At 56.9% G+C, this 24358-nt stretch carries 23 protein-coding genes and 4 tRNA genes; 18 read left to right on the top strand and 9 right to left on the bottom strand.

What is annotated here, in order from left to right; all coding sequences use genetic code 11:
• The first annotated feature begins 2 nt into the window (after positions 1-2).
• The 9 genes from VFA76_03060 (at position 3) to VFA76_03020 (ending at position 10720) form a co-directional block, all read left to right on the top strand.
• Complete coding sequence (locus tag VFA76_03060) at positions 3-2660, top strand: UvrD-helicase domain-containing protein (protein ID HZR30817.1); 2658 nt, start codon at positions 3-5, stop codon at positions 2658-2660.
• A 37-nt stretch (positions 2661-2697) separates the two neighbouring features.
• A complete protein-coding gene (locus tag VFA76_03055) occupies positions 2698-2862 on the top strand; it encodes a hypothetical protein (protein ID HZR30816.1) in 165 nt (54 codons plus the stop codon).
• 70 nt (positions 2863-2932) lie between these two features.
• Positions 2933-4555: an amino acid permease gene (locus tag VFA76_03050; protein ID HZR30815.1), complete on the top strand. Its 1623-nt coding sequence runs from the start codon at positions 2933-2935 to the stop codon at positions 4553-4555.
• Positions 4552-5613 carry an adenosine deaminase gene (gene add / locus VFA76_03045; protein HZR30814.1) on the top strand — a complete coding sequence of 354 codons (1062 nt, stop codon included), beginning with the start codon at positions 4552-4554 and terminating at the stop codon, positions 5611-5613. Before VFA76_03050 ends, add begins: the two co-directional genes overlap by 4 nt.
• 13 nt (positions 5614-5626) lie before the next feature.
• The gene (locus tag VFA76_03040) at positions 5627-6367 is read left to right on the top strand and encodes an amino acid racemase (protein HZR30813.1); all 741 of its coding nucleotides are present in this window, start codon (positions 5627-5629) and stop codon (positions 6365-6367) included.
• Positions 6368-6405: 38 nt separating this feature from the next.
• The gene (locus VFA76_03035) at positions 6406-7863 is read left to right on the top strand and encodes an amidohydrolase family protein (GenBank protein ID HZR30812.1); all 1458 of its coding nucleotides are present in this window, start codon (positions 6406-6408) and stop codon (positions 7861-7863) included.
• A gap of 112 nt (positions 7864-7975) precedes the next feature.
• Entirely contained in the window at positions 7976-8992 is a 1017-nt protein-coding gene (locus tag VFA76_03030) for a radical SAM protein (GenBank protein ID HZR30811.1), read from the top strand.
• An 800-nt stretch (positions 8993-9792) separates the two neighbouring features.
• Positions 9793-10122 (top strand): hypothetical protein, encoded by a 330-nt coding sequence (locus VFA76_03025; GenBank protein ID HZR30810.1) that lies wholly within the window; start codon positions 9793-9795, stop codon positions 10120-10122.
• 154 nt (positions 10123-10276) lie between these two features.
• Complete coding sequence (locus VFA76_03020; GenBank protein ID HZR30809.1) at positions 10277-10720, top strand: energy transducer TonB; 444 nt, start codon at positions 10277-10279, stop codon at positions 10718-10720.
• Positions 10721-11301: 581 nt separating this feature from the next.
• Here the strand turns inward: VFA76_03020 and VFA76_03015 are convergent.
• The 8 genes from VFA76_03015 to thiL form a co-directional block, all read right to left on the bottom strand.
• A complete protein-coding gene (locus tag VFA76_03015; protein HZR30808.1) occupies positions 11302-11832 on the bottom strand; it encodes a DinB family protein in 531 nt (176 codons plus the stop codon).
• A gap of 94 nt (positions 11833-11926) precedes the next feature.
• Positions 11927-12724, bottom strand: a complete 798-nt coding sequence (locus VFA76_03010) for an ATP-binding cassette domain-containing protein (protein HZR30807.1) — start codon at positions 12722-12724, stop codon at positions 11927-11929.
• A 37-nt stretch (positions 12725-12761) separates the two neighbouring features.
• Positions 12762-13514, bottom strand: coding sequence for a metallophosphoesterase family protein (locus VFA76_03005; GenBank protein HZR30806.1), 753 nt, complete (start codon positions 13512-13514; stop codon positions 12762-12764).
• 14 nt (positions 13515-13528) lie between these two features.
• A complete protein-coding gene (locus VFA76_03000) occupies positions 13529-14647 on the bottom strand; it encodes an ABC transporter ATP-binding protein (GenBank protein HZR30805.1) in 1119 nt (372 codons plus the stop codon).
• Between the two features lie 714 nt (positions 14648-15361).
• Positions 15362-16912: an acyl-CoA carboxylase subunit beta gene (locus tag VFA76_02995; protein ID HZR30804.1), complete on the bottom strand. Its 1551-nt coding sequence runs from the start codon at positions 16910-16912 to the stop codon at positions 15362-15364.
• A 53-nt stretch (positions 16913-16965) separates the two neighbouring features.
• Positions 16966-17571, bottom strand: a complete 606-nt coding sequence (locus VFA76_02990) for a hypothetical protein (protein ID HZR30803.1) — start codon at positions 17569-17571, stop codon at positions 16966-16968.
• 86 nt (positions 17572-17657) lie between these two features.
• Positions 17658-18260, bottom strand: a complete 603-nt coding sequence (locus VFA76_02985) for a phospholipase D-like domain-containing protein (protein HZR30802.1) — start codon at positions 18258-18260, stop codon at positions 17658-17660.
• A 54-nt stretch (positions 18261-18314) separates the two neighbouring features.
• Positions 18315-19280, bottom strand: a complete 966-nt coding sequence (gene thiL, locus VFA76_02980; GenBank protein HZR30801.1) for a thiamine-phosphate kinase — start codon at positions 19278-19280, stop codon at positions 18315-18317.
• A gap of 416 nt (positions 19281-19696) precedes the next feature.
• Between thiL and VFA76_02975 the strand changes: the two genes are divergently transcribed.
• Entirely contained in the window at positions 19697-20641 is a 945-nt protein-coding gene (locus VFA76_02975) for a M23 family metallopeptidase (GenBank protein ID HZR30800.1), read from the top strand.
• A 117-nt stretch (positions 20642-20758) separates the two neighbouring features.
• Positions 20759-21622: an NmrA family NAD(P)-binding protein gene (locus VFA76_02970; protein ID HZR30799.1), complete on the top strand. Its 864-nt coding sequence runs from the start codon at positions 20759-20761 to the stop codon at positions 21620-21622.
• Between the two features lie 15 nt (positions 21623-21637).
• Here VFA76_02970 and VFA76_02965 read toward each other — a convergent pair whose 3' ends face one another.
• Entirely contained in the window at positions 21638-22687 is a 1050-nt protein-coding gene (locus VFA76_02965) for a hypothetical protein (protein HZR30798.1), read from the bottom strand.
• A 230-nt stretch (positions 22688-22917) separates the two neighbouring features.
• Here VFA76_02965 and VFA76_02960 point away from each other — a divergent pair.
• From VFA76_02960 to VFA76_02930, 7 genes are all read left to right on the top strand, one after another.
• Positions 22918-22993: transfer RNA gene (locus tag VFA76_02960), tRNA-Thr, on the top strand.
• Between the two features lie 231 nt (positions 22994-23224).
• Positions 23225-23313: transfer RNA gene (locus tag VFA76_02955), tRNA-Tyr, on the top strand.
• Between the two features lie 10 nt (positions 23314-23323).
• Positions 23324-23515, top strand: a complete 192-nt coding sequence (locus VFA76_02950; protein HZR30797.1) for a hypothetical protein — start codon at positions 23324-23326, stop codon at positions 23513-23515.
• A tRNA-Thr gene (locus VFA76_02945) sits at positions 23506-23581 on the top strand. Before VFA76_02950 ends, VFA76_02945 begins: the two co-directional genes overlap by 10 nt.
• Positions 23582-23666: 85 nt before the next feature.
• Positions 23667-23741: transfer RNA gene (locus VFA76_02940), tRNA-Gly, on the top strand.
• A 26-nt stretch (positions 23742-23767) separates the two neighbouring features.
• The gene (locus tag VFA76_02935; protein HZR30796.1) at positions 23768-24115 is read left to right on the top strand and encodes a hypothetical protein; all 348 of its coding nucleotides are present in this window, start codon (positions 23768-23770) and stop codon (positions 24113-24115) included.
• A gap of 39 nt (positions 24116-24154) precedes the next feature.
• The coding region (locus tag VFA76_02930; GenBank protein ID HZR30795.1) for a GTP-binding protein at positions 24155-24358 on the top strand (204 nt) is incomplete at its 3' end.

The following is a 24358-nucleotide window of genomic DNA, read 5'->3' as shown; positions in this document are numbered from 1 at the left end:
TAGTGCCGTTACTCGACAATCTCAATCCTCAGCAGCGCGAAGCTGTTGAATCGACGCAAGGGCCCCTGCTCATCCTGGCAGGCGCGGGCAGCGGTAAGACACGTGTCATTACCTATCGCATTGCTCACCTGATCGAAGACCGTGGCGTGCGGCCAGAGTCCGTCCTGGCGGTCACCTTTACCAATAAAGCCGCCGCGGAGATGGGTGAGCGGGTCGCCAAGCTGGTGGGCGGCCACGGTGTTACCAAACCTACGATCTCCACCTTCCATTCATTTTGTGTTCGGGTACTCCGGCGAGACATTGAGGCACTCAATATCGTTCCGGCGAGCGGGGAACCGGCTGTTGGTTTCCGAAAGGACTTTGTCATTTACGACGAGAGCGACCAGCAACAGGTAGTCAAGGCCGCCATGAAGCGGCTCGGCCTGGACGACAAACAGCTCACACCGAGCGCGGTGCTGGGACGAATTTCCTGGGCGAAGAACCACATGCTCGATCCCCAGGAGATTTATCTGCAATCGGCCGACCCCAAGACGGAGCGCGTCGCCCACATTTACGAGATTTATCGCAAAGAATTGCGCAAAGCTAACGCTCTCGACTTTGACGACCTGCTGCTTGAGACGGTTCGGCTGCTGAAGGGTTCAGCCGAGGTTCGCGAGCGCTACAACCGCCGCTTCGAATATCTTTTGGTTGACGAGTACCAGGACACCAACCGGCCGCAGTACGAGCTCATGCGGTTGCTGGCCGGTACTCAGCACAACGTCTGCGCTGTGGGCGACGAAGACCAGTCCATCTACTCATGGCGGGGCGCCGACATTCGCAACATCCTCGAATTTGAGCAGGATTTTCCCGAGGCCAAAATCATCCGTCTGGAGCAGAACTATCGTTCCACCCAGAATATCCTGCAAGCGGCTTCGTCGGTGGTGGCCAACAATGTGAAGCGCAAGGGCAAGAATCTTTGGACCGAGCGCCAGGGCGGCGCCAAAATCGGCTATTACGAGGCTCCAGACGGAGAAAACGAGGCGCTCTTTGCCGCCGACTACATCTCTCGCTATCTACGAGAAGCTACAGAGCGAGGCGATGATGCGCGGGCGGCGGTGCTCTACCGCACCAATTCGCAGTCGCGTTTGTTTGAAGAGGCAATGCGCCGGTACCAACTCAAGTACCACGTGGTCGGCGGATTCTCGTTCTACGATCGGGCAGAGATCAAGGATCTGATCTCGTATCTCAAAGTGATTCACAACCCTGACGATTCGATTTCCCTGATGCGCGTGCTGAACACACCGGCCCGCGGAATTGGCAAAAATACTGTCGAGACGCTGGAGAGGCTGGCGCTGGAGACCGGCCTGTCCTTATGGGGCGTGATCGGCCACGCGGTTGAAGGCCAGCTGCTTCCCCCGCGAGCCTTAGCGGCACTTCGCGGCTTTAAAGAGCTGATTGACGATGCTCGCGCCATGCTCGCCGGCAGCTATGCGGCACGCCTTGCCGAAACAGCGCGGCCTGAGCCCCGGCTGCGGGTGGCTGAGGACGAACTGGATGCCGGCGCCATTGAGCAGAACGGCGACGGCGATATTCCTGAGCAGACCGAGCTTGATATCTCGTTTGATTTTGGGGACAGGAGCGCCGCCGTCACGGCGGCCGAGTCTGCAGGCGATCTGGAAGACGACTCCACAGAAGGAACTCTGACGGATGAAAGCCGGCAGGATGCCGGCGCTACCGATGCCGGCGCTAGAAACGCCAACACCGCAGACATCCTGAAGTTCCTGATAGATCGCACTGGGTACATCAAGCGCCTCGAAGAAGAGGACACGCCCGAAGCCTTTTCTCGCATCGAGAACCTGCGCGAGTTGGTCAATGCGGCGATGGACTCGCGCGATCGCGGCGAGACGCTTGACCAATTTCTCGACCACGCTGCCCTGGTCAGCGACGCCGACCAATACGATGCCAGCGCGCAGATTACCCTCATGACCCTGCACGCCGCCAAGGGGCTGGAATTTCCTCTGGTGTTTCTCGCGGGACTGGAAGAAGGCTTGTTCCCCCACTCCCGAACTTTGTTGATGCCCGACGACATTGAGGAAGAGCGCCGCCTCTGCTACGTCGGCATGACCCGGGCCATGAATACCCTCATCGTCACTCGTGCGCGTTATCGACGTCGTTATGGGACCGACTTGCCCGAAGCGACGATCGCTTCCCGTTTTTTGGAAGAGATTCCGCCGCAGTTGCTGGAGGACCTGGGATCACCACGTGGCCGTTCGTATTCCGGGGCTGACTATTCGCGGACAAGAGTTTCCGCGCCACATATTTCCGGAGCAGGAGAATCCGGGCATTATGCATACGAGGACGAAGATCAGAGCGCGGCATGGAGCGGCGGCTCAACCAAGCCTAAGCGCACATATTCCGGGCCGGCCTACAACTCGATTGACAATATCGCTGAGTTCTTTGCCTCACGAGGGAAGAAGTTCTCTCGTCCCAAGCTGAAAGTGGAGGCACCCTCGGGCCGGCGCGGATTCAGGCCGGGGCAAAAAGTCCGGCATCCCAAATATGGCGAGGGAACGGTCTACCAGCGCGAGGGAGAAGGTGAAGAATCGAAGATTACGGTACAATTCCCTCGCTTCGGCCTGAAGAAGCTGGTGGAGAAATACGCGCAACTAGAAAGCCTTTAGCGGTTTCACAATTGATTGGAGCAGACGACACGTACTCATGGCAAACACGAAGAAGCTGAGCAAGGAAGAGCGTAAGAAATCCAAACGTGCTGCACGCAAAAAGCGGGCGCAGACGAATCCACAAAAGAAGCGCGACTACCCACGCGGCTCCAAGAAACAAAAAGTGAGGAAGCTCGCTCGTGGGCAGGCCAAGCGCGCATAAGGCCAGCGAAGCTGTGCGCAAACTCGCTTAGAAAATATCCAGACCCAGGAGCTACGACCTCAGGAGTAAAGTGGCAGAAAGAACAACAGTTACCCGAGAACCGCCACAGCAACGCGGCAGCCAGCTCTTCTGCAAGAAGTCTATTGATAAGCTAATTGCCGACTGCGAAGAGCCGGAGCGAAGGCTCAAGAAAACGCTCGGTCCGGTTTCTCTGACCGCGCTTGGCATTGGCGCGGTGATCGGGTCGGGCATCTTCACCGTCATCGGGACGGCAATTGCCGGCCAGAAGTTCAATACCTCTTCCATCCTGAACGCTCCCCTGCTTGATTACCTGGTGAGACACACGGCCACGACTGGCCGCCCGGGGGCTGGGCCGGCGCTGGCATTCTCACTGCTGCTGGTGGCGACAGTGTGCGCCTTCACGGCACTGTGCTATGCCGAGCTGGCCTCGATGATTCCTATCGCCGGCAGTGCCTACACTTATACGTACGCGACCATGGGCGAGCTGATCGCGTGGATCATCGGCTGGGACCTGATTCTCGAATACGCGGTCAGCAACATGGCGGTAAGCGTGGGCTTCGCCGCCCACCTGGTGGACCTGCTCGATTGGTTCGGCTTGCACCCACCCTTGCGCTGGATATCTCCCTCGTATCTGCCTAGCGGCCTGAGCGATCTGAACGGGAACATGCTCTATGTCCCGGGGTGGCACTTCGGCTTCAACTTTCCGGCGTTCCTGATTGTGATGGTGCTCACGGTGGTGCTGGTACGCGGCATCCGCGAATCCGCCAGGGCGAATAATGTGATGGTCCTGCTAAAGATCGCGGCCATTCTGTTATTCGTGATGGCCGGTTCGTACTTTGTGCGCCCGCAGAATTGGCACCCTTTCGCGCCCATGGGTTGGTCAGGAATCCTCACCGGTGGATCCATTATTTTCTTTACTTACATCGGATTTGACTCGGTTTCTACCGCCGCCGAAGAGGCCCGCAATCCGCAACGCGATTTGCCGATTGGCATCATCGCTACCCTTGTGGTCTGCACCGTGTTGTACATCGCAGTGGCGGTTGTGCTCACCGGAATCGTTCCCTGGCAAACCTTGATTGACGACGCCGCGCCGGTGGTGAACTCGCTAAAGAAGCTCACCCTGGCGACCGGCTCTCATGGTTTGCCCTGGATCCGACTCGGCGTACTTTTTGGCGCCATGCTGGGCATGATCTCGTCCCTGCTGGTATTTCAGTTGGGGCAGGCACGGGTGTGGTTCGCCATGTCGCGGGATGGGTTATTGCCCAAACTGTTTAGTCGGGTGCATCCCCGCTTCCGCACGCCGGATCTTGCCACCTGGATTGCAGGATTCGTGGTGGGGATTCCGGCAGGTCTGCTCGATATCGGTACTCTGGCTGACCTCTCCAATATTGGCACTCTCTTCGCCTTCGTGCTGGTTTCGATTGGAGTGATCATTCTCCGCTACAAGCAGCCGGAGCGTGTGCGTGGCTTTCGGGCGCCGGGCGGAATCGTCGCTCCTGTGCTCAGCGTGACCTTCTGCGTTCTGCTGATGAGCGGGCTGCCCATCCTTACCTGGCTGCGCTTTTTCGGGTGGCTGATAATTGGCTTAAGCGTCTACAGCCTCTACAGTCGCAAGCACAGTGAATTTGCGAGAGACAGGATCTCAGGATCGAAGGAGCACCCATCTGGATGAACCAGGCCGAACCCATCTCCGAGGAAAATTCAGAGGCTTCGATTCAGGTGAGCGAGTTCATACGCTCACTACCCAAAGCAGAGTTGCATCTTCACCTGGAAGGCGCGGTTGAGCCGGCAACTCTGCTCGAACTGCGCCAGCGGCATGGAATTTCAAATGGTGGGCTGGCGGGCGTCGAGCAGATTTACCAGTATCGGGATTTCAGTGGCTTCCTGATGGCCTTTAAGGCTGTTACCGAGCAGCTGTGGACGCCAGAAGACTACGAGTTGATCACGTACCGTCTGATGCAGCGTCTGCGCTCGGAAAATGTGTTGCATGCCGAAGTCTATGTTTCGGTGGGAGTATGTCAGTGGCAGAAAAAGGATTTCGATCGCATCTTTGAGGCGATGGAGCGCGGACGCGAACGGGGCGAGCATGACTTTGGGGTCTCGCTGCTTTGGATTTTCGATGCCACGCGACACTTCGGCCCGGAGCGGGCAATGTGCGTCGCGCGGACCGCGGTTGAATGGCAGCAGCGTTGTGCCAGCGTTGTCGGGTTTGGCATTGGCGGCGATGAACTCAAAGCCGGGCCGGAGCTTTTTCGCGAGGTCTTTTCTTATGCGGGCGAGCACGGATTGCGACTCACGGCGCATGCAGGCGAAACCGCCGGTCCAGAGTCTATCTGGGGGGCCCTCAACCTGAAAGCAGAACGCATCGGACACGGCTTGAGCGCGTGGTACGACCGCGAGTTAATGGCCGAACTGGTGCAACGCCAGGTTCCGCTCGAAATTTGTATCTCCAGTAACCTGCGAACCGGATGCTGCCGCCGAGCTGCAGACCATCCGGTGAAGACCTACTTCGATACTGGAATCATGGTGACATTGAATTCTGACGATCCGGCGATCTTTGGTACGTCCCTTGACCGCGAATACCAGCTCGCCCAGGACACTTTCGGCTTCAGCGACGACCAACTGCGCGAGATTGCCCGCAATTCCTTCGAAGCGTCGTTCCTGTCGGCAGAGAAGAAGCTGCAATATCTGGACTTGGTTGACGGTGTAGCCATAGGTTCGAAAGTGTAGCTGACGCTCCTTTATGGCCCAACATATTGGCATCGTGGCTTGCAGCGCGGAAGGGGCGGCGCTTTGCTATCGCACCGTCTGCTCGGAAGGCGCTGAATTGATGGGTCGGCACGCGCATCCGGAAGTTTCCATGCACACCCATCCGCTCGCGGATTACATGCGTCACATCTATCGCGACGATTGGACCGGCGTTGGCGACCTGATGCTCTCCTCGTCAGAGAAATTGGCGACGATCGGCGCTGAGTTTCTCATCTGCCCGGACAACACTATCCACAGATCGTTTGAATATGTGGTCCAGCGTTCTCCACTGCCCTGGCTGCACATTGTGGAAGAAGTGGCTCACGAAGCCTCTCGTCACGGCTACAAACGTCTCGCCGTCCTTGGAACGCGCTACACCATGGAAGGTCCGGTGTATCCCGCGAAGTTATCTTCCGCCGGAATCGAGTACCGCGTCCCAGACGCGAAGCAACGCGAGCGCATTGACCAGATCATCATGGATGAACTGGTGAACGGCCGCTTTACAGCCGAGTCGCTGGACTACTTTGTTTCGGTGATCAGCACATTGAAAGACCAGGGTTGCGACGCCGTCGTGCTGGGATGCACCGAAATTCCGCTGCTGGTCACACCGGAAGCGTCGCCCTTGCCCACACTCGACTCAACGCGTATTCTTGCGCGCGCTGCAATCCGAAAAGCGGTGAGCAGCGATAGCTCCAAAGCCGCACCCGGCCATGAGCGCTCCACAGTCAGCCGATAAGTGGGCAGGTTTCCCGAAATTACGAAGGAGATTACCTCGTGCTTAAACCGTTGCGGTGCTTGCTGTGGCTTTTGACTTGCAGCATTGCAGTCGCGCAACAAGCGTCCATTCTCTCGCCGGAAGTGAAGCAGTTTGTCAAAGTGGACTCGCCGGTTGTGGCACTGACCCACGTGCGAGTAATTGACGGAACGGGAGCTCCCGCCCGAAACGATCAGACAATCATTCTAGCGGATGGAAAAATTCAGCAAATGGGTGATGCGGCCACCACGTCTGCTCCGTCAACGGCCCGTGTGCTCGATCTTCCTGGATACACCGTGATTCCCGGCCTGGTAATGATGCACGAGCATCTGTACTACACCGCCGGGTTCTCCGAGACCCCGGACGGAAAGGTGGCAGCGCCAGGGCCACTCATTAACCAGCAGGGCTTCAGCTTTCCACGGCTCTATCTTGCGTGTGGCGTCACCTCCATCCGAACCGCGGGCAGCCTGGAGCCGTACACCGATCTCAACCTGGCGAAGCAAGTAGCGGCAGGAAAGCTGCCAAGTCCCAAGATTCACGTCACCGGTCCTTACCTGGAAGGCCCTGATTCTTATTTTCCGCAACTGCACGAACTAACCGGGCCAGACGATGCTCGCAAGATGGTGAATTACTGGGCGGACCAGGGGGTAACTTCATTTAAGGCGTACATGCAAATCACCCGCGCCGAGCTGAGCGCCGCCATTACAGAAGCACACAAACGCGGCATAAAAGTGACGGGCCACCTGTGCTCCATCGGCTCTACCGAGGCTGCCAGCCTGGGCATTGATGATCTGGAACACGGACCGCTCTTTGTTGATACCGAGTGGGTGCCGGGCAAGAAACCTGACCAATGTCCCAGCGGGAAGGAAACCTCAGAATCTCTCCTGAAGCAGGATGTGGAAGGTCCCGCCGTGCAGCAGATGATGCATTACCTGATTCAACATCATGTCTCGGTTACTTCAACTTTGCCGGTGTTTGAGCTGGACGTTCCCGGCCGCCCTCCGCTGCGCAAAGAAGTTCTTGATTCTATGCTGCCCGAGGCACGCATAAGTTATCTGGAACTGCGCGCCCGCCAGCAAAGTCCAGATGAGTTGACCCTGCTGAAGAAAGAGATGCAATTCGAACACGCCTTTGCCAAGGCCGGCGGACTGCTATTAGCCGGCAGCGATCCCACCGGGATCGGCGGCGTGCTGGCGGGTTTCGGCGATCAGCGTGAACTGGAATTGCTGGTTGAGGCCGGTTTTACGCCGGTGGAGGCCATTCATATTGCAACCGCAAACGGCGCCGAGTTTCTGGGGGAATCGGCGAAGCTTGGCTCTATCGCCCCGGGCAAAGCAGCAGACCTGGTGGTGATTCATGGTGATCCTTCCACCAGGATTGATGACATCGAGAAGGTGGAGACGGTCTTCAAAGACGGCGTTGGCTACGATTCCGCCAAACTCATTGAGGCGGTAAGAGGCGTGGTAGGGCTGCGCTAAATGCCGGTTTTGTCAGCCCCGAGAAACTACCATTTACTACGGGAAATGTTCCACCCGATGCGACGGGCTGCAAGTTATAGAGTCGCTGTGATTTACTAATAACACCGAAACTATGCCTACTGCCCGCGTGCGCCTAGGTCGTCGGCTGCTTGCCACTCATCGCCATTTGCGCGAATGGCGGATGATTTTCAAGGGGCTGACGGACACAGAGCATCCCATACTGGCGCACCTCATCCCTGTCCGGCGCTGCAATCTCTCCTGCGCTTATTGCAATGAATACGACGACTATTCCAAGCCGGTGCCCCTGGAGACGCTGTTCGAGCGGGTGGATCAATTAGCTGCGCTGGGGACTACGATCATCACCCTGAGCGGTGGCGAGCCGCTGCTTCACCCTGAGCTCGACCAGATCATCGCCCGGGTGCGGCGGCACCGAATCATCGCCGGATTGATTACAAACGGGTATTTGTTAACCGCAGAGCGCATTCAAAGGCTGAACCGTGCCGGGCTGGAGCATCTGCAAATCAGCATAGATAACGTCAATCCGGATGAGGTCTCAAAGAAGAGCCTCAAAGTTCTCGACAAGAAGCTGCAATTGCTGGCCGAGCATGCCGACTTTCACGTCAATATCAATTCCGTAGTTGGCGGCGGCATTCACGATCCGAACGATGCGCTTATAGTGGGACGCCGCGCCACGGAACTGGGATTCACTTCGACCGTAGGCATCATTCATGACGGCGCTGGACAGTTGCAGCCGCTCGGCCTGAAAGAACGGGACGTGTATCGGCAAATGAAAGCCATGGAAAAGGGCAGCTACGCCCGCATTAATTTTTTCCAGGACAATATCGCCGACGGCCGTCCCAACCAATGGCGCTGCAGAGCCGGCGCGCGCTACCTCTACATCTGCGAGGACGGGCTGGTGCATTACTGCTCGCAACAGCGCGGATATCCTGCCAAGCCGCTCGCGCAATACACAGTGCAGGACATTCGGCGTGAATACGTCACTGAAAAATCCTGCGCCCCGCACTGCACAGTTTCATGCGTTCATCAGGTCTCCTGCATTGACGCATGGCGCTCGCCACAACGACCGGCTGAGACGGTTCCCGCAGGCGGCCTGGTACAAATCGAGTAGAAAATCAAAGGGCAGCGGCTAGCGAAGCTAGCCTTGGACAGCCGAGTCTCGCCTTGCGCATGTTCTCAGGCAGCAAATCTTTTTCGGCCAGCTCTTCCCATGCGGCAACGGTGCGAGGTTCGTCAACGCACGGTTTCGTACCGAATGGGTTTGTTCGTACACGCTGACGAGCACGTATTTTGTTGGCGTTTCCTTCGGAGAAGACGCAGACGTCGCCTGGCTGAAATTATCAAAAATGGAACAGCTCAGTGGCGACAAAGAGCACCGAAGAGTGGGCTTGCTTTAGCGCGGTGTGGAAGCAAGTAATGGTCCGGCAATGCTGCCCCTTTCTTCTTGGCCCGTTCCAACAGGCTGCGAACTGCAAAAAGGGCATTGGAGTTAAGTGGAATCTTGCGATTCCGGAATTTGTTCTTTATGCCCCGGCAACCTCCGGGATAGGGTCAACGTCTCTTTCACACAAGGCAGGATTCGCGGAAACGTTTTTGCCCGAATTTCCTCACGCGGGAGCGGGTTTTGTAGACGTGAAGACCGCTTCTGAGAATTGTTATTCACTGCAAGCTGTTGAAGCGATTAGCCGAAATAAGGTCAGCGCACAGGCAGCGCACGTTAACTGAAACAGAGAGCATTCTGCTGCTGGAAAGCCTTACGCTTGGGATCGTAAAAGGGCTCACGGGGGAATAAGGTCGCTACCGTCAGGCAGACCCTTCGTGAGGCATTTTGAGTGTAATCGCCTGTTCTCGACAGTTGAGCCGCATCTGATAGATTTGAATACCGACGAGCCTCGTAGCACACTACACGCCATGCCCAGAACACGCGAGGATATTCTCGAAGAGCGCCGCCAGCTCAAGGCGAAGTATGGCGAACTGTTTGATTCCACCGCCGCACTTTTGTTTCGCCACGATCCAGTCGGCATCAACTTTGAGGTCAACCCCGATGAGTATCAAGCGGAGGCAGGAAGCATCTTGCCGCGTATCTATGGCTGCCAGTCTGCCGATGACGTGTGCAGTGTTGTCCATGAGGAATTTGTTCGTTGGTTCGACGTGGCGACCGCTGGCCCACCTGAGCGATATACGCAAATTGCTTCTGAGATTTGGCAGTTGTGGGAAGTGTCTCGACAACCTAAGAAATAGGGTTCCGGCGATGGTTGACGTAATATCCCCATTTCACTCATCAACCGTGAAAAAGGCGAACGGGAAGCGCAAGCTTGTGCTAACGCCTGCTTTCGCCAACTAGGGTTCTATAATTCCGACGAAAATCAGATCAGCCCTTTTAAAAGGGGGAAACATGTCCTACAAGTATGTCATCGCAACCGCGCTGCTATGTGTTGCTGCATTCGCACAAACACCACTGTCTGTGAAACATTTCGTTGCACCTGATTATCCAGTCGCCGCATGGCTTTCGCGAATAGAGGGCACAACGGTGGCAGATATCGCCGTCAAAGCTGATGGGACAGTCGATTCCGCCAAGGTTGTCTCCGCTCATCCTCTGTTCCGCCATGCGGTGGAATCCGCATTAAAACAGTGGACGTTTTCAACTGCCATGGCCACGTCGTTGCGAGTGACAACCCGATTCCAACTTGATGATGGCTGCCCGTTGTCCGGTTCCCCAGAAGGGGACAAACGTTATTACGTCAGCACCCAAGTCGTTGCCGATCTGCCCGCGACCGTTGAGGTGAAGACATGCCTACCTGTTATCACAATCGAAACAAGCAAGTCTGGACATCAGTAGCTACCTAATTGTCGAAAAATCGCAATTTCACTCATCATCCGGGTCAATGAGTGTAATCGCCTGGTTACATTCAACAATGTTGATGAACGCCTGTTGGTTTGGCGTAAAGTGTTGACGTGAAAAGTCCACTTGTTCGAGCTGTACTGCTGCTCATCGCTACGGGCGCGTTTGGGCAGCGCATCGGGCGGCTGTCCCTACGTGAGTGTTCTCGCCTTGGGAAGCTTCTCTACCCACGTGGGCACAAGCGCCTTGCCTGTGCTGGCGAGAGTACGCTCGCCCATTGGACAGCCGAGGGTGGCTGTCCCTACGTGAGCGTCTCGCCTTGGGAAGCTTCTCTACATACGTGGGCACAGGCGCCTCGCCTGTGCTGGCGAGAGTACGATCGCCCCTTGGACAGCCGAGGGCGGCTGTCCCTACGTGAGCGTCTCGCCTTGGAAAGCTTCTTTACACACGTGGGCACAGGCGCCTCGCCTGTGCTGGCGAGAGTACGATCGCCCCTTGGACAGCCGAGGGCGGCTGTCCCTACGTGAGTGTCTCGCCTTGGAAAGCTTCTCTACCCACGTGGGTTCGGATCGATTTGGTCACTCGCCTTTCTTCAGCGCCGTGGGTGGCAGAAGCCCATTCAGCCGCAGGTAAATGGCAGCAGCCGCGTAGTGATCAGCCCAATCGTTGGTAAGCGAAATCGCGGCGGCAGCTTTCGGCGCAGTGCGTCCGCCAAAGAGCTTTACTTCACTCCCCAATCTGGAATCGTCCACTTTGGCGAGCACGCCACCGCAATAATCGAAAGACTTCTTCAGCGCGGAGACCAGCTTGTCCTTGCCGTCAGTTTCTTTTAATTTCATCTCTTGCGGCTCCGAGCCCGCGATCCGGGCGCACAGAAAATCATTCGATTCGGCAATGTGCATCACCAGCTTGCCAAAGCTCATTTGCGGCGGAGTCGGGTGGTAGCTGTATTTGTCGGCAGGCATTTCCTCGGCAGCGGCGGTCAGGTTCTTCTGCTGACGCTCAAAGATGTGCCGAACCGTGTCCATGACGGGATTTTTCGGCGGTTGCGCGAAGAGCATGGACCCAAATGTACCCAGCACGACCGCCATAAAGACTAGTTTTGGCATCGCATCCTCACTGTGTTCTGGAAAAAGAACGGTTCAATGCTCAGATATCGAGGACCACGCGGCGGATTCTACTCCCTTGGATTGTCGCAAACAACTATGGAAGGGACGCCATTTCCGGCGTCGCCTGCAGCAGGCTGCGAGTGTATGCGTGCCGAGGGCTGGTGGTGACCTGCTCGGTTGTACCCACCTCCACGATCTTCCCCCGGTACATAACGGCTATTCGAGTGGCCAGGTAACGGACCACCGGCATGGAATGGGAGATGAACAGATAAGTAAGGCCGAACTGACGCTGTAATTGCGCCAGCAGGTTCACAATTTGTGCTCCCACGCTGACGTCAAGCGCCGAAACGGGTTCATCGGCCACAATAAATTTCGGTCGCAGTGCCAAAGCCCGGGCAATCCCGATGCGCTGTCGCTGGCCGCCGCTGAACTCGTGTGGATAACGCTCTACGGCCGAGCTGTCCAATCCGACGGCACGCAGCAATTCGGCAACTCGCTCCCGGCCGGCACGACGATTCGTCCGATCATGCACCAGCAGCGGCTCCTCTAGCACGTCTCGAACCCGCATGCGCGGATCGAGCGACCCGAACGGGTCTTGGAAGATGATCTGCATGTCGCGGCGAAGGTGTCGCAACTCGCTGGAAGTTGCGCTGAGCAGATCGTGGCCGTCAAACCGGATGCTACCGGAGGTTGGCTCCACCAGCCGTAACAACAGGCGGCCGAGAGTGCTTTTTCCCGATCCTGACTCTCCCACTACGCCCATGGTTTGGCCGGTTTCGATATCGAGGGACACGCCGTCCACTGCGCGCACCTCCGTCGTGGAGCCGCCACCAAAGATAGATTCTCCCGAATGAAATACTTTCACCAGGTCGCGGACCTCGACGAGGGGCATTGACGGATGGTAAATGATTTACGAAACCGAGAAAGGGCTATCTTCCCGATGACAGTCTGTCGGCCAAGCGCGGAGGCAAATTGGCGTCCACAATCCTTTTCTGTGCCTGTTTCAGGTCGTAAGGAACGCGGTGGAATGAAACCTTATAGCCCTCCGTGTCGAATAGGCAGAACGCGGCCCGCCAATCTCCATCCCGGGGCTGCCCTACAGAACCCGGGTTGATCAAATACTGGACCTCCGCGGAGAGCGCCAAATCCCAAACATCATGGCGATCGCTGGAGGCATACGCCGGGTGGAAGGCGCTGCTCTCGCCGTCCCTAAAAAACCCGCCCTGAATGTGGGTATGCCCAAAGAAAGTCAGGGGCACAGAAGAATAGCTGAGGGGATCGGCGGCGTCGCGAAGGGTTACGAGATATTCGTCTTCGTCAATAGGAGAACCGTGCACGAATTGAGCGTCCAGCGAGTCATCAACACGGATCGGCCCCTGGGGAAGAGCGCGTAACCACTGCGAGTTTTCCGGAGTGAGCTTGTTTCGAGTCCATAGCGCGGCCATTGCGGCCACAGCATTGAAATCATGCAGGTCCATCAATCCACTCGCAGCTTTGTCATGATTGCCGCGGACGAACCATTTTCCCGAATCTTTGGAAAGTGCGATCACTTCGTTGGGACTGGCGCCATAGCCGACGATGTCCCCCAAATTCACCAACCCATCGTGAGGCGGTGCTGCGGCAAGAGAAGCCTCAAGCGCCTCAAGATTGCTGTGAATGTCGCTGAGTATAAGAATGCGCATGAAATGACGGGCGATTATAGACCGTGGCCGCGGCCCCGGGCAGGCATCGGCGTTTGGCCAACGGTATTTAGAACAGGGCAGCGTGCCAGGTGTCCGGGGCTGATTTCAACCAATGGAGGCAGCTCGCTGGCGCACTCCTCGATCTGGTACGAGCAGCGGGGCTGAAATGTGCATCCGGGCGGCAGCGCGTGGATCCCCGGCACCGAGCCTTCGATCGTCGGCAGTGGAAGCGTGCGGTCGCTGCGTAAGGTGGGGACCGAATGCAACAGGCCCCGCGTGTACGGGTGCGCCGGCGCGCGAAAGATGTCGCCCACCGCCCCCATCTCCACCACGCTGCCTGCATACATCACAGCAACCCGGTGAGCCACTCGTGAGACAACCGCCAAATCGTGCGAGATGAAGAGCATGGCTAGGTTGAAGCGGTCGCGCATTTCGGCGAGCAATTCCAGCATCTGCGCCTGGATCGTGACATCGAGAGCTGTCGTGGGTTCGTCAGCTATCAGCAGCTTTGGCCGGTTGACCACCGCCATCGCGATCATAATGCGCTGCCTCATGCCGCCCGAAAGCTGATGGGGATAGTCGCGCGAGCGACGTTCGTGATCGGGTATTGCGACCACTTTCATGGCTTCCAGAGCGCGGCCCCAGGCTTCGTGCTTGGCAGCAGCGGAACTTGCGGAATGTGCCAGCACCGCCTCAGCTATCTGGTCGCCTACCCGCATCACGGGATTGAGCGCGGTCATGGGCTCTTGAAAGATCATTGCGATCTGGGAGCCCCGCAGGCGGCGCATCTCCTCTTCGGATTGTGCGAGCAGGTTGAGTTCGGGAAGCGAGCCCACCTTCTCGCCAGCGGCTGGTTGAAAGCGGACTTCGCCCGAAATCCGGGCTTGTGGCGGAAGCAGCCTCATGATGGCCAAAGATGTAACCGACTTACCCGAACCGGACTCGCCTACCAGCCCAAGAACCTCACCGGGAGCAATGGCAAAGCTCAAATCATGAACGGCGGTAAATCCTCGCGAAGCGGCGACTGCGGTCGCAAATCGGCCATTGGAAGCAGGTCGGCGCGGATTGTGCGAAGCGCTCTCAGTCCTGAACTCAACAAACAAATGACGGACATCGAGCAGGTACGACGACATGTCCACATCCTAGCAGGGGATTCTCTGGGAGCAAGCGAAGCAGCTTACGTGCCCACTCTGAGCCACTTAGAACGCGCTTTCCACATTTCTCAGTTTCTGTGAAATGAAACTTTTGGTCCAAATAAATCACGTAAGCTCGCCAAAATTGCACTCGAAATAGAGTGCGCAGAATTCTGGCGGAAGTACCTGCCCAAAAAGCTGGCATGGCCGTGTGGATGTGCTGCACTCTGCTGAAAATGCGCGAGATAGAAAGAACGTTTTTGATTTGACTTAAAAACTGAGAGGAGTAAAACCATAATCGTTCTTCGGTAGTTCTTGAGTTTACCCAGTTGGTGCGGCGTCCGGGGCTCAAGCAGGATCACCGAGCTTGATCGCAAGATCATCTCGGAGGGTCAGCAAGGGTCTATAGCAAAGCACTGGTTGAGGCGAACGGGAACTTACTGAAAAGCAAAATGGAGTCCCGAGGCGTTGGCCGGTTTTCCCGGTTGGCGGTAAGCCCGGAGCCCGAGCGGAACGATCGCCCATCATGAACCCGCAAGGTAGTAGTGGTGAGCGCAGGTCGGCGAGGGTCTAACGCGAGCTACTGGCCGAGGAGAATAGGTTCCAACACCACCTCGGGATTCTTTGTTTTTGGCTGGATCCCGCCGCAGTATCTCTGAAATTCCATCACACCAAGCAAGTCGCTACACGCGCTGTATAAGCTCCAGCCGTCTCCTACAGTGGGATATTTCCGTGTTTTTTGGGCGGGTTCTTGTCGCGTTTTGTCTCCAGCATTGCCAGCGCCTGGATCAGCTTCTTGCGGGTATCACGAGGACGGATCACAGCATCAATAAATCCGCGTTCCGCGGCAATGTAGGGATTGGCGAAGCGGTCTCGAAATTCCTCAATTTTCTGCGCCCGGAGCTTTTCACGCTTCGGTGCAGCTTCCAGTTCGCGCTTGTAAACGATGTCCACCGCTCCTTCCGGACCCATCACCGCGATTTCGGCTGTCGGCCAGGCGTAGTTCACGTCGGTCCGAATGTGTTTCGACGCCATCACGCAATAGGCTCCTCCGTACGCTTTGCGGGTGATCACGGTGACCTTGGGCACAGTGGCTTCCGCGAAGGCAAAGAGCAGCTTCGCGCCCTGTCTGATGATGCCGCCATACTCCTGGTTCGTGCCGGGCAAGAACCCGGGAACGTCTTCGAAGGTGACCAGCGGGATGTTGAAAGCATCACAGAAGCGCACAAAGCGTGCGCCCTTGACTGACGCGTTGATGTCGAGCGTACCCGCCAAAAACGCGGGCTGATTGGCCACAATGCCAACCGAGCGGCCGTCCAAACGCGCGAATCCCACCACGATGTTCTTCGCAAAATGCTCGTGCACTTCGAAAAAGTAGCCATCATCGACCACCGCGTGGATGACGTCTTTCATGTCATAGGGCTGGTTCGATTCGGCGGGAACTACCGTATCCAGCTGCACATCTGCCCGATCCATGGGGTCGGTACAAGCGCGCCGGGGTGGGTCGTCAACATTGTTAGAGGGAATAAAGCTCAACAACTCGCGGACCATCGAAAGGCATTCGGCATCGTCGTGGGCAAGAAAGTGCGCCACCCCCGAAGTTTCATTGTGGGTGGTGGCGCCGCCGAGCTGATCCTTCGTGACCTCTTCATGGGTCACCAGCTTAATCACGTCAGGGCCGGTGATGAACATGTACGAAGTCTTGTCCACCATGAAGATGAAGTCGGTAATGGCCGGCGAGTAAACAGCACCGCCGGCGCACGGTCCCATGATGGCCGAGATCTGGGGAACGACGCCGCTGTAGAGCGTATTGCGCAGGAAAATGTCAGCGTAGCCGGCCAGGGACATGACACCTTCCTGAATGCGGGCGCCCCCAGAATCGTTGAGTCCGATTACCGGAGCGCCGACCTTAGCCGCCAGATCCATAATCTTGACGATCTTGGCGGCGTTTGCTTCTGAAAGTGAGCCTCCGAAAACGGTGAAGTCCTGGGCAAAAACGAACACCAGCCGCCCTTCTATGCGGCCGTAACCAGTGATAAATCCATCTCCGTAGTATTTCTGTTCTTCCATGCCGAAATCGGTGCTGCGATGGGTGACCAGCTTGTCGGTCTCTTCGAAGCTGCTTTCGTCGAGCAGAAACTCAATGCGTTCTCGCGCCGACATCTTTCCCTGCTTGTGCTGGCTTTGGCGGCGCGCCTCTCCGCCCCCCGCTTCGGCGAGGCCGTCGCGCCGCTTGAGTTCGGCAAGTTTGTCTTCCAGCTTCATGGAGGGGAATTATAGCGGGAGTGCGGATTCACCCGGGGTAATGACAGCGCTGGCTATTCCATGGCTCCACCGAAAGGATGGTACTGATAACTCTTTCCCGTCCAGAATATGACTGAGCTGTTGGTGTCAACTTCCTGGGCGGCAATTGCAGAGATGGGTTTTTTGTGCAGCAGAGTCTTAGAAAGAGAAACTTTGACAAAAGGAACATTGATGATTACGAACTTGGCTTTGGGTGTAGGGGCCTTCCAAGCATCATTCGCAGCACCATGAATGATGAGAAGCACGAGTCCCCGGTTTCTAGGATCACTGGCATCGAAATTCATTGTGACCTTGGGATCGCCGAACCCGTAAAACGCATAGTACGGATCAATAACCTTGTAATTGAATCCAACGGAGTTCACTAAAGGATTGCTGGCATGTGCCACCAGCACCAGATCGGGAATTCCATCCCCGTTGAAGTCCCCTATCATGGGATCGAGTGGCGTCGAGAGGGTGTACCCCGACCCGAATTGGGCGCGCACAAGTTTCTTCGCTGCTTCCGGATCGAGCTGGACGGCCGAACTGGGTTCTTCGAGAGATTTGTCACCTGATTGGCCTAAAAAGGCAATCGGGGAGATCAACAGAATACAAACAGAAGCAAAACGGCAACTGCGACGCATATGCTTACTTTATCCCTCGGGAGTGCTGGCGGATACACTCTTTGCTAGGCGTTACCGGCAAAGGCAACATATTTCATAGGTCGGGGTCATTGCACCCGCAAATTGTCAGCCCGGTTCCACATCTGCTCGAAATCGCGCTCGAAGGCCTTCACCTGCGCAACGTCCGTGATGAAATGAATGCTGTTGTCCTGCCTCTTCAGCCCCGCCGGAGACCAGTTAGCGCTGCCCTCGCGCAGCATTCCGCCATCGACGACGTAAGCCTTTAGGTGCATCAAGTCACGCTCGCTGGAATTCTTGACTCGAATTTGAATGTCTTGCTCTTGATGCAGGATGTCGCTACACGAAGCCTCGGCATGCTCCGCAGCGTGGCGTTGCTCCTCCTGGTATTGTGAGCGGTCGCGATAGAGGCGTATTCGCACCCCCCGCCGCGCCAATTCGAGCAGTTCTTGTGCCAGGTACTTGTCAGTAAAAGCGTACATGGCAATATCCACCGTTCGCTGTGCCTGCCGAAGTTGTTGAATATCCAACCGCTCCAGATTGTCCGCAGGCGAGTAATAAGCATCCCGGTGGTCGGTTGCCAAAGGCGGGGCTTGCAATGTGGGATTCGGGCTCAGTAAGCGGTGCGCAACAACCCGGGGATAGGAGGCTCCGGCAATCAGCACCACGCAAGCCAGGAATGAGAGCCGCATTACCATTCTTTTATTGGCGAGCACGTCGTCCACCATGACAAGGCGCCTTGATACTTACGTTCTTTGTCGAGCCCGGAAATGCTCCCATCCACTGACGGGCAGCACGCTTTCGCGTCCATCCTTTACCAGGACTATGCGGCGGCCGCGGGTGATTTCTCCGATGCGCGTGATCTGAATCCCAGCGAGCTGAGACGGCACCCGCTGGTTTGCTGGCGCGGTAAACAGCAGCTCGTAGTCTTCACCCCCATGCAACGCCAAAGAGAGGTCCGCCCCCTTTGCCGCGGGGATGCGTTCAGCGTAAATACGTGCGCCCACTCGGCTTTCCTCGCAAATGTGGTCGAGATCCGTGGAGAGACCGTCACTGATATCAATCATTGACGAAGCCATTTTGCCTGCTCGCAATGCCTGCCCTAACGCGACGCGCGGAACCGGAAAGAAATGTGCGGGATAGCGGGCGGGATTGAGCTTCCGACCCGCGCGCAATTCCTTCAGGACCCACGCGGAGCCGCCCAATTTACCGCTGACGTAAATGGCGTGGCCCGCTTGGGCGCCCGCACGAAACACCGCCGTTCCTTTGGGAACCGAGCCGAGCACTACGATGTCAGCCAGCACGCCGGAAGGGGATTCAGCGGTGTCGCCGCCAGCCAGGACAGTCTTGAAACGGCTTCCCAGCGCGAGCACACCTCGGACGAAGCCGTTCACCCAGGCTTGAGGAATATCTGACGGTAGCGCCAATGAAAGAAATGCGGCAACGGGGGTTCCCCCCATGGCCGCAATATCGCTCAGTCCTCGTGCCAGGCAACGGTGCCCGACCGACTCCGGGGGGTGCCATTGACGATGGAAATGAATATTTTCCAGGCTGAAGTCGGTTGTGACCAGAACCTGGTCTGCGGCTGGAATGCCTAGCAGTGCGGCATCGTCGCCGATTCCCCGCAGCACCGCGGCATGCCGGAGATACGTGCCCGAACCAGACAACCTATGACTGGAAGCCCGCGCCCGACGGCGGATTTGGCGGATCAACGATTTCTCTTGCCGGCGCACCGCGACTAACTATACGCGACTAACTATAAAAGACTGATCAACTTGTGAGAAGACGCTGGAATTGGCCTGCGCCATTGGTAACCACCAAGAACCGAGGACAAATCACCTCGGTAACTAATTTAGGTGTTTTACCGCGTTGACAGGGTTAAAGCTGGTTTGTTACGTTCGGTAAGTAGTTTCCCTTGGTCGAGGCATCTGGCGGCACGGGGACGCGCCGCTTAAGGTGTATTTGTCTCGGGGCTTATCGGTTCAGCCGGATCCGAAATCGGACGCGCGACCGCCCACTCCCTGTCGTATAGGCAGCGTAGTCCGGGGATCAACAAAGGCTGTGGAACCAACGATGGCCCGCACGACTGTGAAGTAGGCGCGGTAGAGACGCATGAATTGGAGAACTGTTGCGTAAGCGCTTTTACATTCTATTCGTGACCCGGGACTCAGACGGGCAACTCCGTAAGGTTCAAATCCCTATTTATTATCTATATGTGTTGGTCGCTGGCGCCCTGCTGGGCATGGCTAGCCTTACCGGAATCGTCAGCTCCTATACCAGAATGGTGATGAAGGTTTCGCGCTTTGATCAGCTGCGCGTAGAAAAAGAAGCGCTCACCAAGCGGTACACGCGCCTGGAACAGGCGGAACACGAAAAGGACATCCAGGTGGCATCGTTGGGCTCCCTGGCCAGCGAGGTTTCTGCGCTTTACGGACTCAGGCAGGAACCGGTGCTCGGCAGCAAGCTGGCGGATGAAGCACCGGACAATGAGATAGATGCGTCGCTTGGCCAGTTATACGTATTGAGGAAATCGGCTTTGACAGGTGTTGCCACGGTTGGCATCAGCATGGGAGTTACCCGCTCCCTGACCATGGCGGATTGGGTGCGTGCCTCTGCTGCGCCTACTTTGTGGCCGGTTATGGGAAGAGTTACGGGATCATTTGGGGAACGCATTGATCCCTTCAACGGCGAAGGCGCATTCCACCGCGGGGTTGACATCTCCTCGGGATTTGGACAGCCAGTGGTAGCCCCCGCAGATGGAATGGTCTTTTACGCCAACTCGGTAAGCGGCTATGGTCGCACCATAATCCTTGATCATGGACGCGGCATCACCACTCTTTACGGTCACCTGGCCAGCTATTCGATCACCCAGGGCCAGGAAGTGCACCGTGGTGATGTGATCGGCTACGTGGGTCAGAGCGGCCGCAGCACCGGGCCACATCTCCATTATGAAGTACGCATCAACGGTGTGCCGGTCAATCCTTATAAGTATCTGCGCATGACTTTAGCCAACCAGCATGGTCTCCTGCTTTCCTCCCTGAACACTAGTTACATGCCGCACGACGGCAACTAGATAGCCTCCAACAGCTAAGACTTCCGGCTTTGACTTTCTACTCCTGTGCATTTACAACCAGACCACCGCTTAATTTGGTAAGAACTATTTCCATAGCTTTTGATACCGGATGGAAAGATGCGCGTCCTGATCACTGGTGGCACCGGAACCGTGGGTAGTGCAACGGTGCGCAAACTCCTATCGCAGTCAGTACCGGTGTCAGTGCTGACGCACTCACCGGAGAAATCAAAGTCCCTTCCCGCGGGTGTGCAAGCAGTATTCGGCGACTTTCGCAAGCCCGAGACTCTCCCCGTCGCGATGGACGGCATTGACGAACTGTTTCTTATCACTGCCCTGAGCCAGAGCGAAAGCGAAGAAGGTATCAATGTGGTGCGAGCCGCAAGGCAAGCCGGAATCAAGCGGGTTGTACTCCTATCCATCCATGACGTGGAGAGTGCCCCGCATGTTCCGCACTTCCGCTCAAAAATCGAGATTGAAGCCGCCCTTCGCGACAGCGGAATCCCCTGCACCGTCCTGATGCCAAACAACTTCTTTCAAAATGATTATTTCTTTCAGCAGCCCATCAGCGAATTCGGCGTCTATCCGCAGCCCTATGGCGACATCGGCCTGAGCCGGGTTGATGTTCGCGATATCGCGGATGCTGCAGTAAACGCGCTATTGCAAGAGGGCCACGAAGGGGAACGTTATCCTCTGGTCGGTCCGGAGGCGCTGAATGGTTTTCAGACCGCCCAGATTTGGGGCCGCCACCTGGGAAAAGAAATCCGCTATGCAGGGAATGACCTGAAAGCCTGGGGAGAGCAGGTGCAGGGCCTCATGCCGGCATGGCTGGTTGAAGACCTGAAGACCATGTATGCCTTCTTCCAGCAGAACGGGTTGAGAGCGACGGAAGCCGACCTCAAGCAGCAGGCCAAGATTCTGCATCATCCACCCCGGGACTACGGCACGTTTGTAGCTGAAACCGCGCGCGCTTGGAAGGGCTGAGCCTCGGCCAGTCTTTTATTTCGGTCTGCGCCTCATTTTATGTTTCTTGGGCGGAGCGATCGGCTCCGCAACTGCGGGGGCAGAAGGCTCCGCCGGCGGTTCGGTAAAAACCTTCTTGATAAACTCTGGCGGCACGACCGCGCTCAGTGCAACCCTCTCCCTTGATTGCTTCACTTGCAGGCTGTTGAAGAACTTCTTTACGTCCTGGTCGGTGCCACCGGTGGTGAGGGTGGGTTCAAGAGCGTGAAAAACGGTCACCAGTGAGGCAAGTCGCTCAGCAACCTGCGATGCCTGGGCTTGATTGCTGAAGAAAGCCTCGGCGCGGAAGTGAATGGCGAGCAAAAAACGTACCGAGACAACCACCGTGGAACCGGACAGCAGTTGTCGATAGTCCAATGGCAGTGCCAAGCTATTCAATTGTTGATTCCGCAATTGGGAAGGATTGCTGGCGATTACCCAGGCCAAACTGCCCAAGGGGACACGCTTGTAGTAGGAGCGCAACAGCGCCGGCCCGCCGAAAGGCGAGGCCAGCCTATGTGAGCGATCAATAATTTCCCGGATTACTGCCGGATCGTTTGTATTGGAGGCGGCGATGGTGCCAACACCCAGCAAGGCAATCCGCAAGGTGCGACCCTCGAGGGGAATGTTGAAGATGTCCACCTGATTGTAGTTTTCGACCGAGCCTGCGACCTTGCGAAAGTACTCGCTCACTTTTTGTGAGTTCCAGCGACCGAGGAAAACTTCCGTGAATCGTGGGGATCCGTCCGGGGCAGCAAGAGGGCCGGTGTAGTGGATGGCAAAGGCAGCCTCGTCCAGGTCGCGCTCAAACTGGAAGCCGGTTTCACGGACAAACTGCTCATATTCAGGATCCAGGGAAACCGGGGGAAGCTTGCCGAGGCGGCTCACGCGCCGCACCCACCTTAGATCCAGGTAAACAAAGGCATCGGCGCCGGGGAGTAGGCGCGCAGGCTCAGGGGGAGCCTGTTTCCGCAGACCGATGATCAGTACCAGGACCGCGGCAACCAGAACCACGGTCAACAGGGTGATGCGGGTGCGTGGTCGCATGGATTTTTGCCCGCAGGGCGAACAACCCTCATAGTGACGGTGGCAGAGCCCGGCGACTTCGAGTAAAATCGTTTAAGAAGAATTGCAAATCATAGCACTCAGCAACAAGGAAATTACGCGGGGCCGAGTGCGTTGCACGCCGGGTTCCGTTTGTGTTAACCTCTAAACTTTGTCCCGCAAGGTGGGCGGGAGATGTGTCTTTGGTGCGTCATAGGTGATGCACCGAAACCGCTGGCGTAGCTCAGCTGGTAGAGCATCTGATTTGTAATCAGAGGGTCGGGGGTTCAACTCCCTCCGCCAGCTCCAGGAACGGAATCAGACGCTGGTCAGTCGAGCGGTGGGCCGACGATAGCAGGACGATAATTCCAGAACGCACTCCTTAAGGATTTCCGAAGTGGGTTCGCTCTTCGTGCGGAGGTATGCGCGCGCGTTTACGTGTTCTTATGCGCACAACTCCACGGGCGTGAGGAGCGCGGAGTAAGCGTGGGCGATTGTAAAAGCGAGCGGCTGGCGACAGCGCCGCCTGAAACGGTTTCTGCACAGGTGGCCGAGTGGTTAATGGCAGCAGACTGTAAATCTGCCGCTCCTTGCGAGCTACGGAGGTTCGAATCCTCCCCTGTGCACCAGGATTTTTAAGTGAATCGCTTGCTGATTGCGTTAGTGGCATACGCGGTGCTCGCGGTGCTGGCTTGGCAGACCATCAGCGACGAGAAGATGCGGCTGGTAACGCTGATTGTGCTGGCTGGTTTCGCGGTGAGAACGCTGGCGCATCGGCGTGACGGTGTCCGCGAAGATACCGAGGGAGATTCGAAGAACGAGCCGACGTAGCTCAGTTGGTAGAGCACTCCCTTGGTAAGGGAGAGGTCACCAGTTCAATCCTGGTCGTCGGCTCCAGGGTTTGGTTGAGCCGGTTTGCGGGCGTGAGCGGAGCGGGAGCCCGCAGGCGAAATCCCGAGCGCAGCGAGGGATCTACGGAAGGGCGGGAGTAACTCAGTGGTAGAGTCACAGCCTTCCAAGCTGTTGGTCGCGGGTTCGATTCCCGTCTCCCGCTCCAGATTTTGAAAGCAGGGAATTGCAACTATGGCTGAGGCGGGGTTCAACCAGGCTGCAATCAGGGTCCAGCGAGAACTGGAGTTTGCGGAATTGAAACAAGCCATTGATAAGGCGCTGACCCGGCCGGCAGTGGAGCGATTTCTCAAAGACCTGAAGAAAAAAGGGATCGGCATACGTGACTTCGATGCCGTGCTCGCGAACCAAGTGATCGAGCACGCTGATGAAGCTGAAAAGGCAGCATCTACTGCCAGAGGGCTTTACGATTCGCTGACGCTCTCAGACCAGGGTCTGATCAGGGAGTTTTACCTGGAGCGGCTGGAACACGTAGATGTGGAATTGAGGGCAAAATACGCTCAGGTTTATCGCGTGTTTTGAGACTGAAGCAGCACTGAGATAAGGGAGTAAACAGAGGCAATGGCGAAAGAGAAATTTGAACGGAATAAGCCGCACGTGAACGTGGGGACGATCGGGCACATTGACCACGGGAAGACGACGTTGACGGCGGCGATCACCAAAGTGCTGTCGAAGCACAACCCGAAGGTGGCGTTCCGCTCGTTCGATTCGATAGACAACGCGCCCGAGGAGCGGGAGCGGGGGATCACGATCGCGACGGCGCAC

It is taken from the genome of Terriglobales bacterium (genome assembly GCA_035651655.1).
GTDB lineage: Bacteria > Acidobacteriota > Terriglobia > Terriglobales > Acidobacteriaceae > DASRFG01.
The sequence above is the reverse complement of the archived record's forward strand: the minus strand, read 5'-3'. Positions and strand labels throughout refer to the sequence as shown.

What these genes read in the sequence shown, in the direction of transcription:
- VFA76_03055 (HZR30816.1), top strand. Translation starts at nt 2,698, where the DNA reads ATGGCAAACACGAAGAAGCTGAGCAAGGAAGAGCGTAAGAAATCCAAA.
- add (HZR30814.1), top strand. Translation starts at nt 4,552, where the DNA reads ATGAACCAGGCCGAACCCATCTCCGAGGAAAATTCAGAGGCTTCGATT.
- VFA76_03040 (HZR30813.1), top strand. Translation starts at nt 5,627, where the DNA reads ATGGCCCAACATATTGGCATCGTGGCTTGCAGCGCGGAAGGGGCGGCG.
- VFA76_03030 (HZR30811.1), top strand. Translation starts at nt 7,976, where the DNA reads ATGCCTACTGCCCGCGTGCGCCTAGGTCGTCGGCTGCTTGCCACTCAT.
- VFA76_03025 (HZR30810.1), top strand. Translation starts at nt 9,793, where the DNA reads ATGCCCAGAACACGCGAGGATATTCTCGAAGAGCGCCGCCAGCTCAAG.
- VFA76_03020 (HZR30809.1), top strand. Translation starts at nt 10,277, where the DNA reads ATGTCCTACAAGTATGTCATCGCAACCGCGCTGCTATGTGTTGCTGCA.
- VFA76_03015 (HZR30808.1), bottom strand. Translation starts at nt 11,832, where the DNA reads ATGCCAAAACTAGTCTTTATGGCGGTCGTGCTGGGTACATTTGGGTCC.
- VFA76_03010 (HZR30807.1), bottom strand. Translation starts at nt 12,724, where the DNA reads ATGCCCCTCGTCGAGGTCCGCGACCTGGTGAAAGTATTTCATTCGGGA.
- VFA76_03005 (HZR30806.1), bottom strand. Translation starts at nt 13,514, where the DNA reads ATGCGCATTCTTATACTCAGCGACATTCACAGCAATCTTGAGGCGCTT.
- VFA76_03000 (HZR30805.1), bottom strand. Translation starts at nt 14,647, where the DNA reads ATGTCGTCGTACCTGCTCGATGTCCGTCATTTGTTTGTTGAGTTCAGG.
- VFA76_02995 (HZR30804.1), bottom strand. Translation starts at nt 16,912, where the DNA reads ATGAAGCTGGAAGACAAACTTGCCGAACTCAAGCGGCGCGACGGCCTC.
- VFA76_02990 (HZR30803.1), bottom strand. Translation starts at nt 17,571, where the DNA reads ATGCGTCGCAGTTGCCGTTTTGCTTCTGTTTGTATTCTGTTGATCTCC.
- VFA76_02985 (HZR30802.1), bottom strand. Translation starts at nt 18,260, where the DNA reads ATGCGGCTCTCATTCCTGGCTTGCGTGGTGCTGATTGCCGGAGCCTCC.
- VFA76_02970 (HZR30799.1), top strand. Translation starts at nt 20,759, where the DNA reads ATGCGCGTCCTGATCACTGGTGGCACCGGAACCGTGGGTAGTGCAACG.
- VFA76_02965 (HZR30798.1), bottom strand. Translation starts at nt 22,687, where the DNA reads ATGCGACCACGCACCCGCATCACCCTGTTGACCGTGGTTCTGGTTGCC.
- VFA76_02935 (HZR30796.1), top strand. Translation starts at nt 23,768, where the DNA reads ATGGCTGAGGCGGGGTTCAACCAGGCTGCAATCAGGGTCCAGCGAGAA.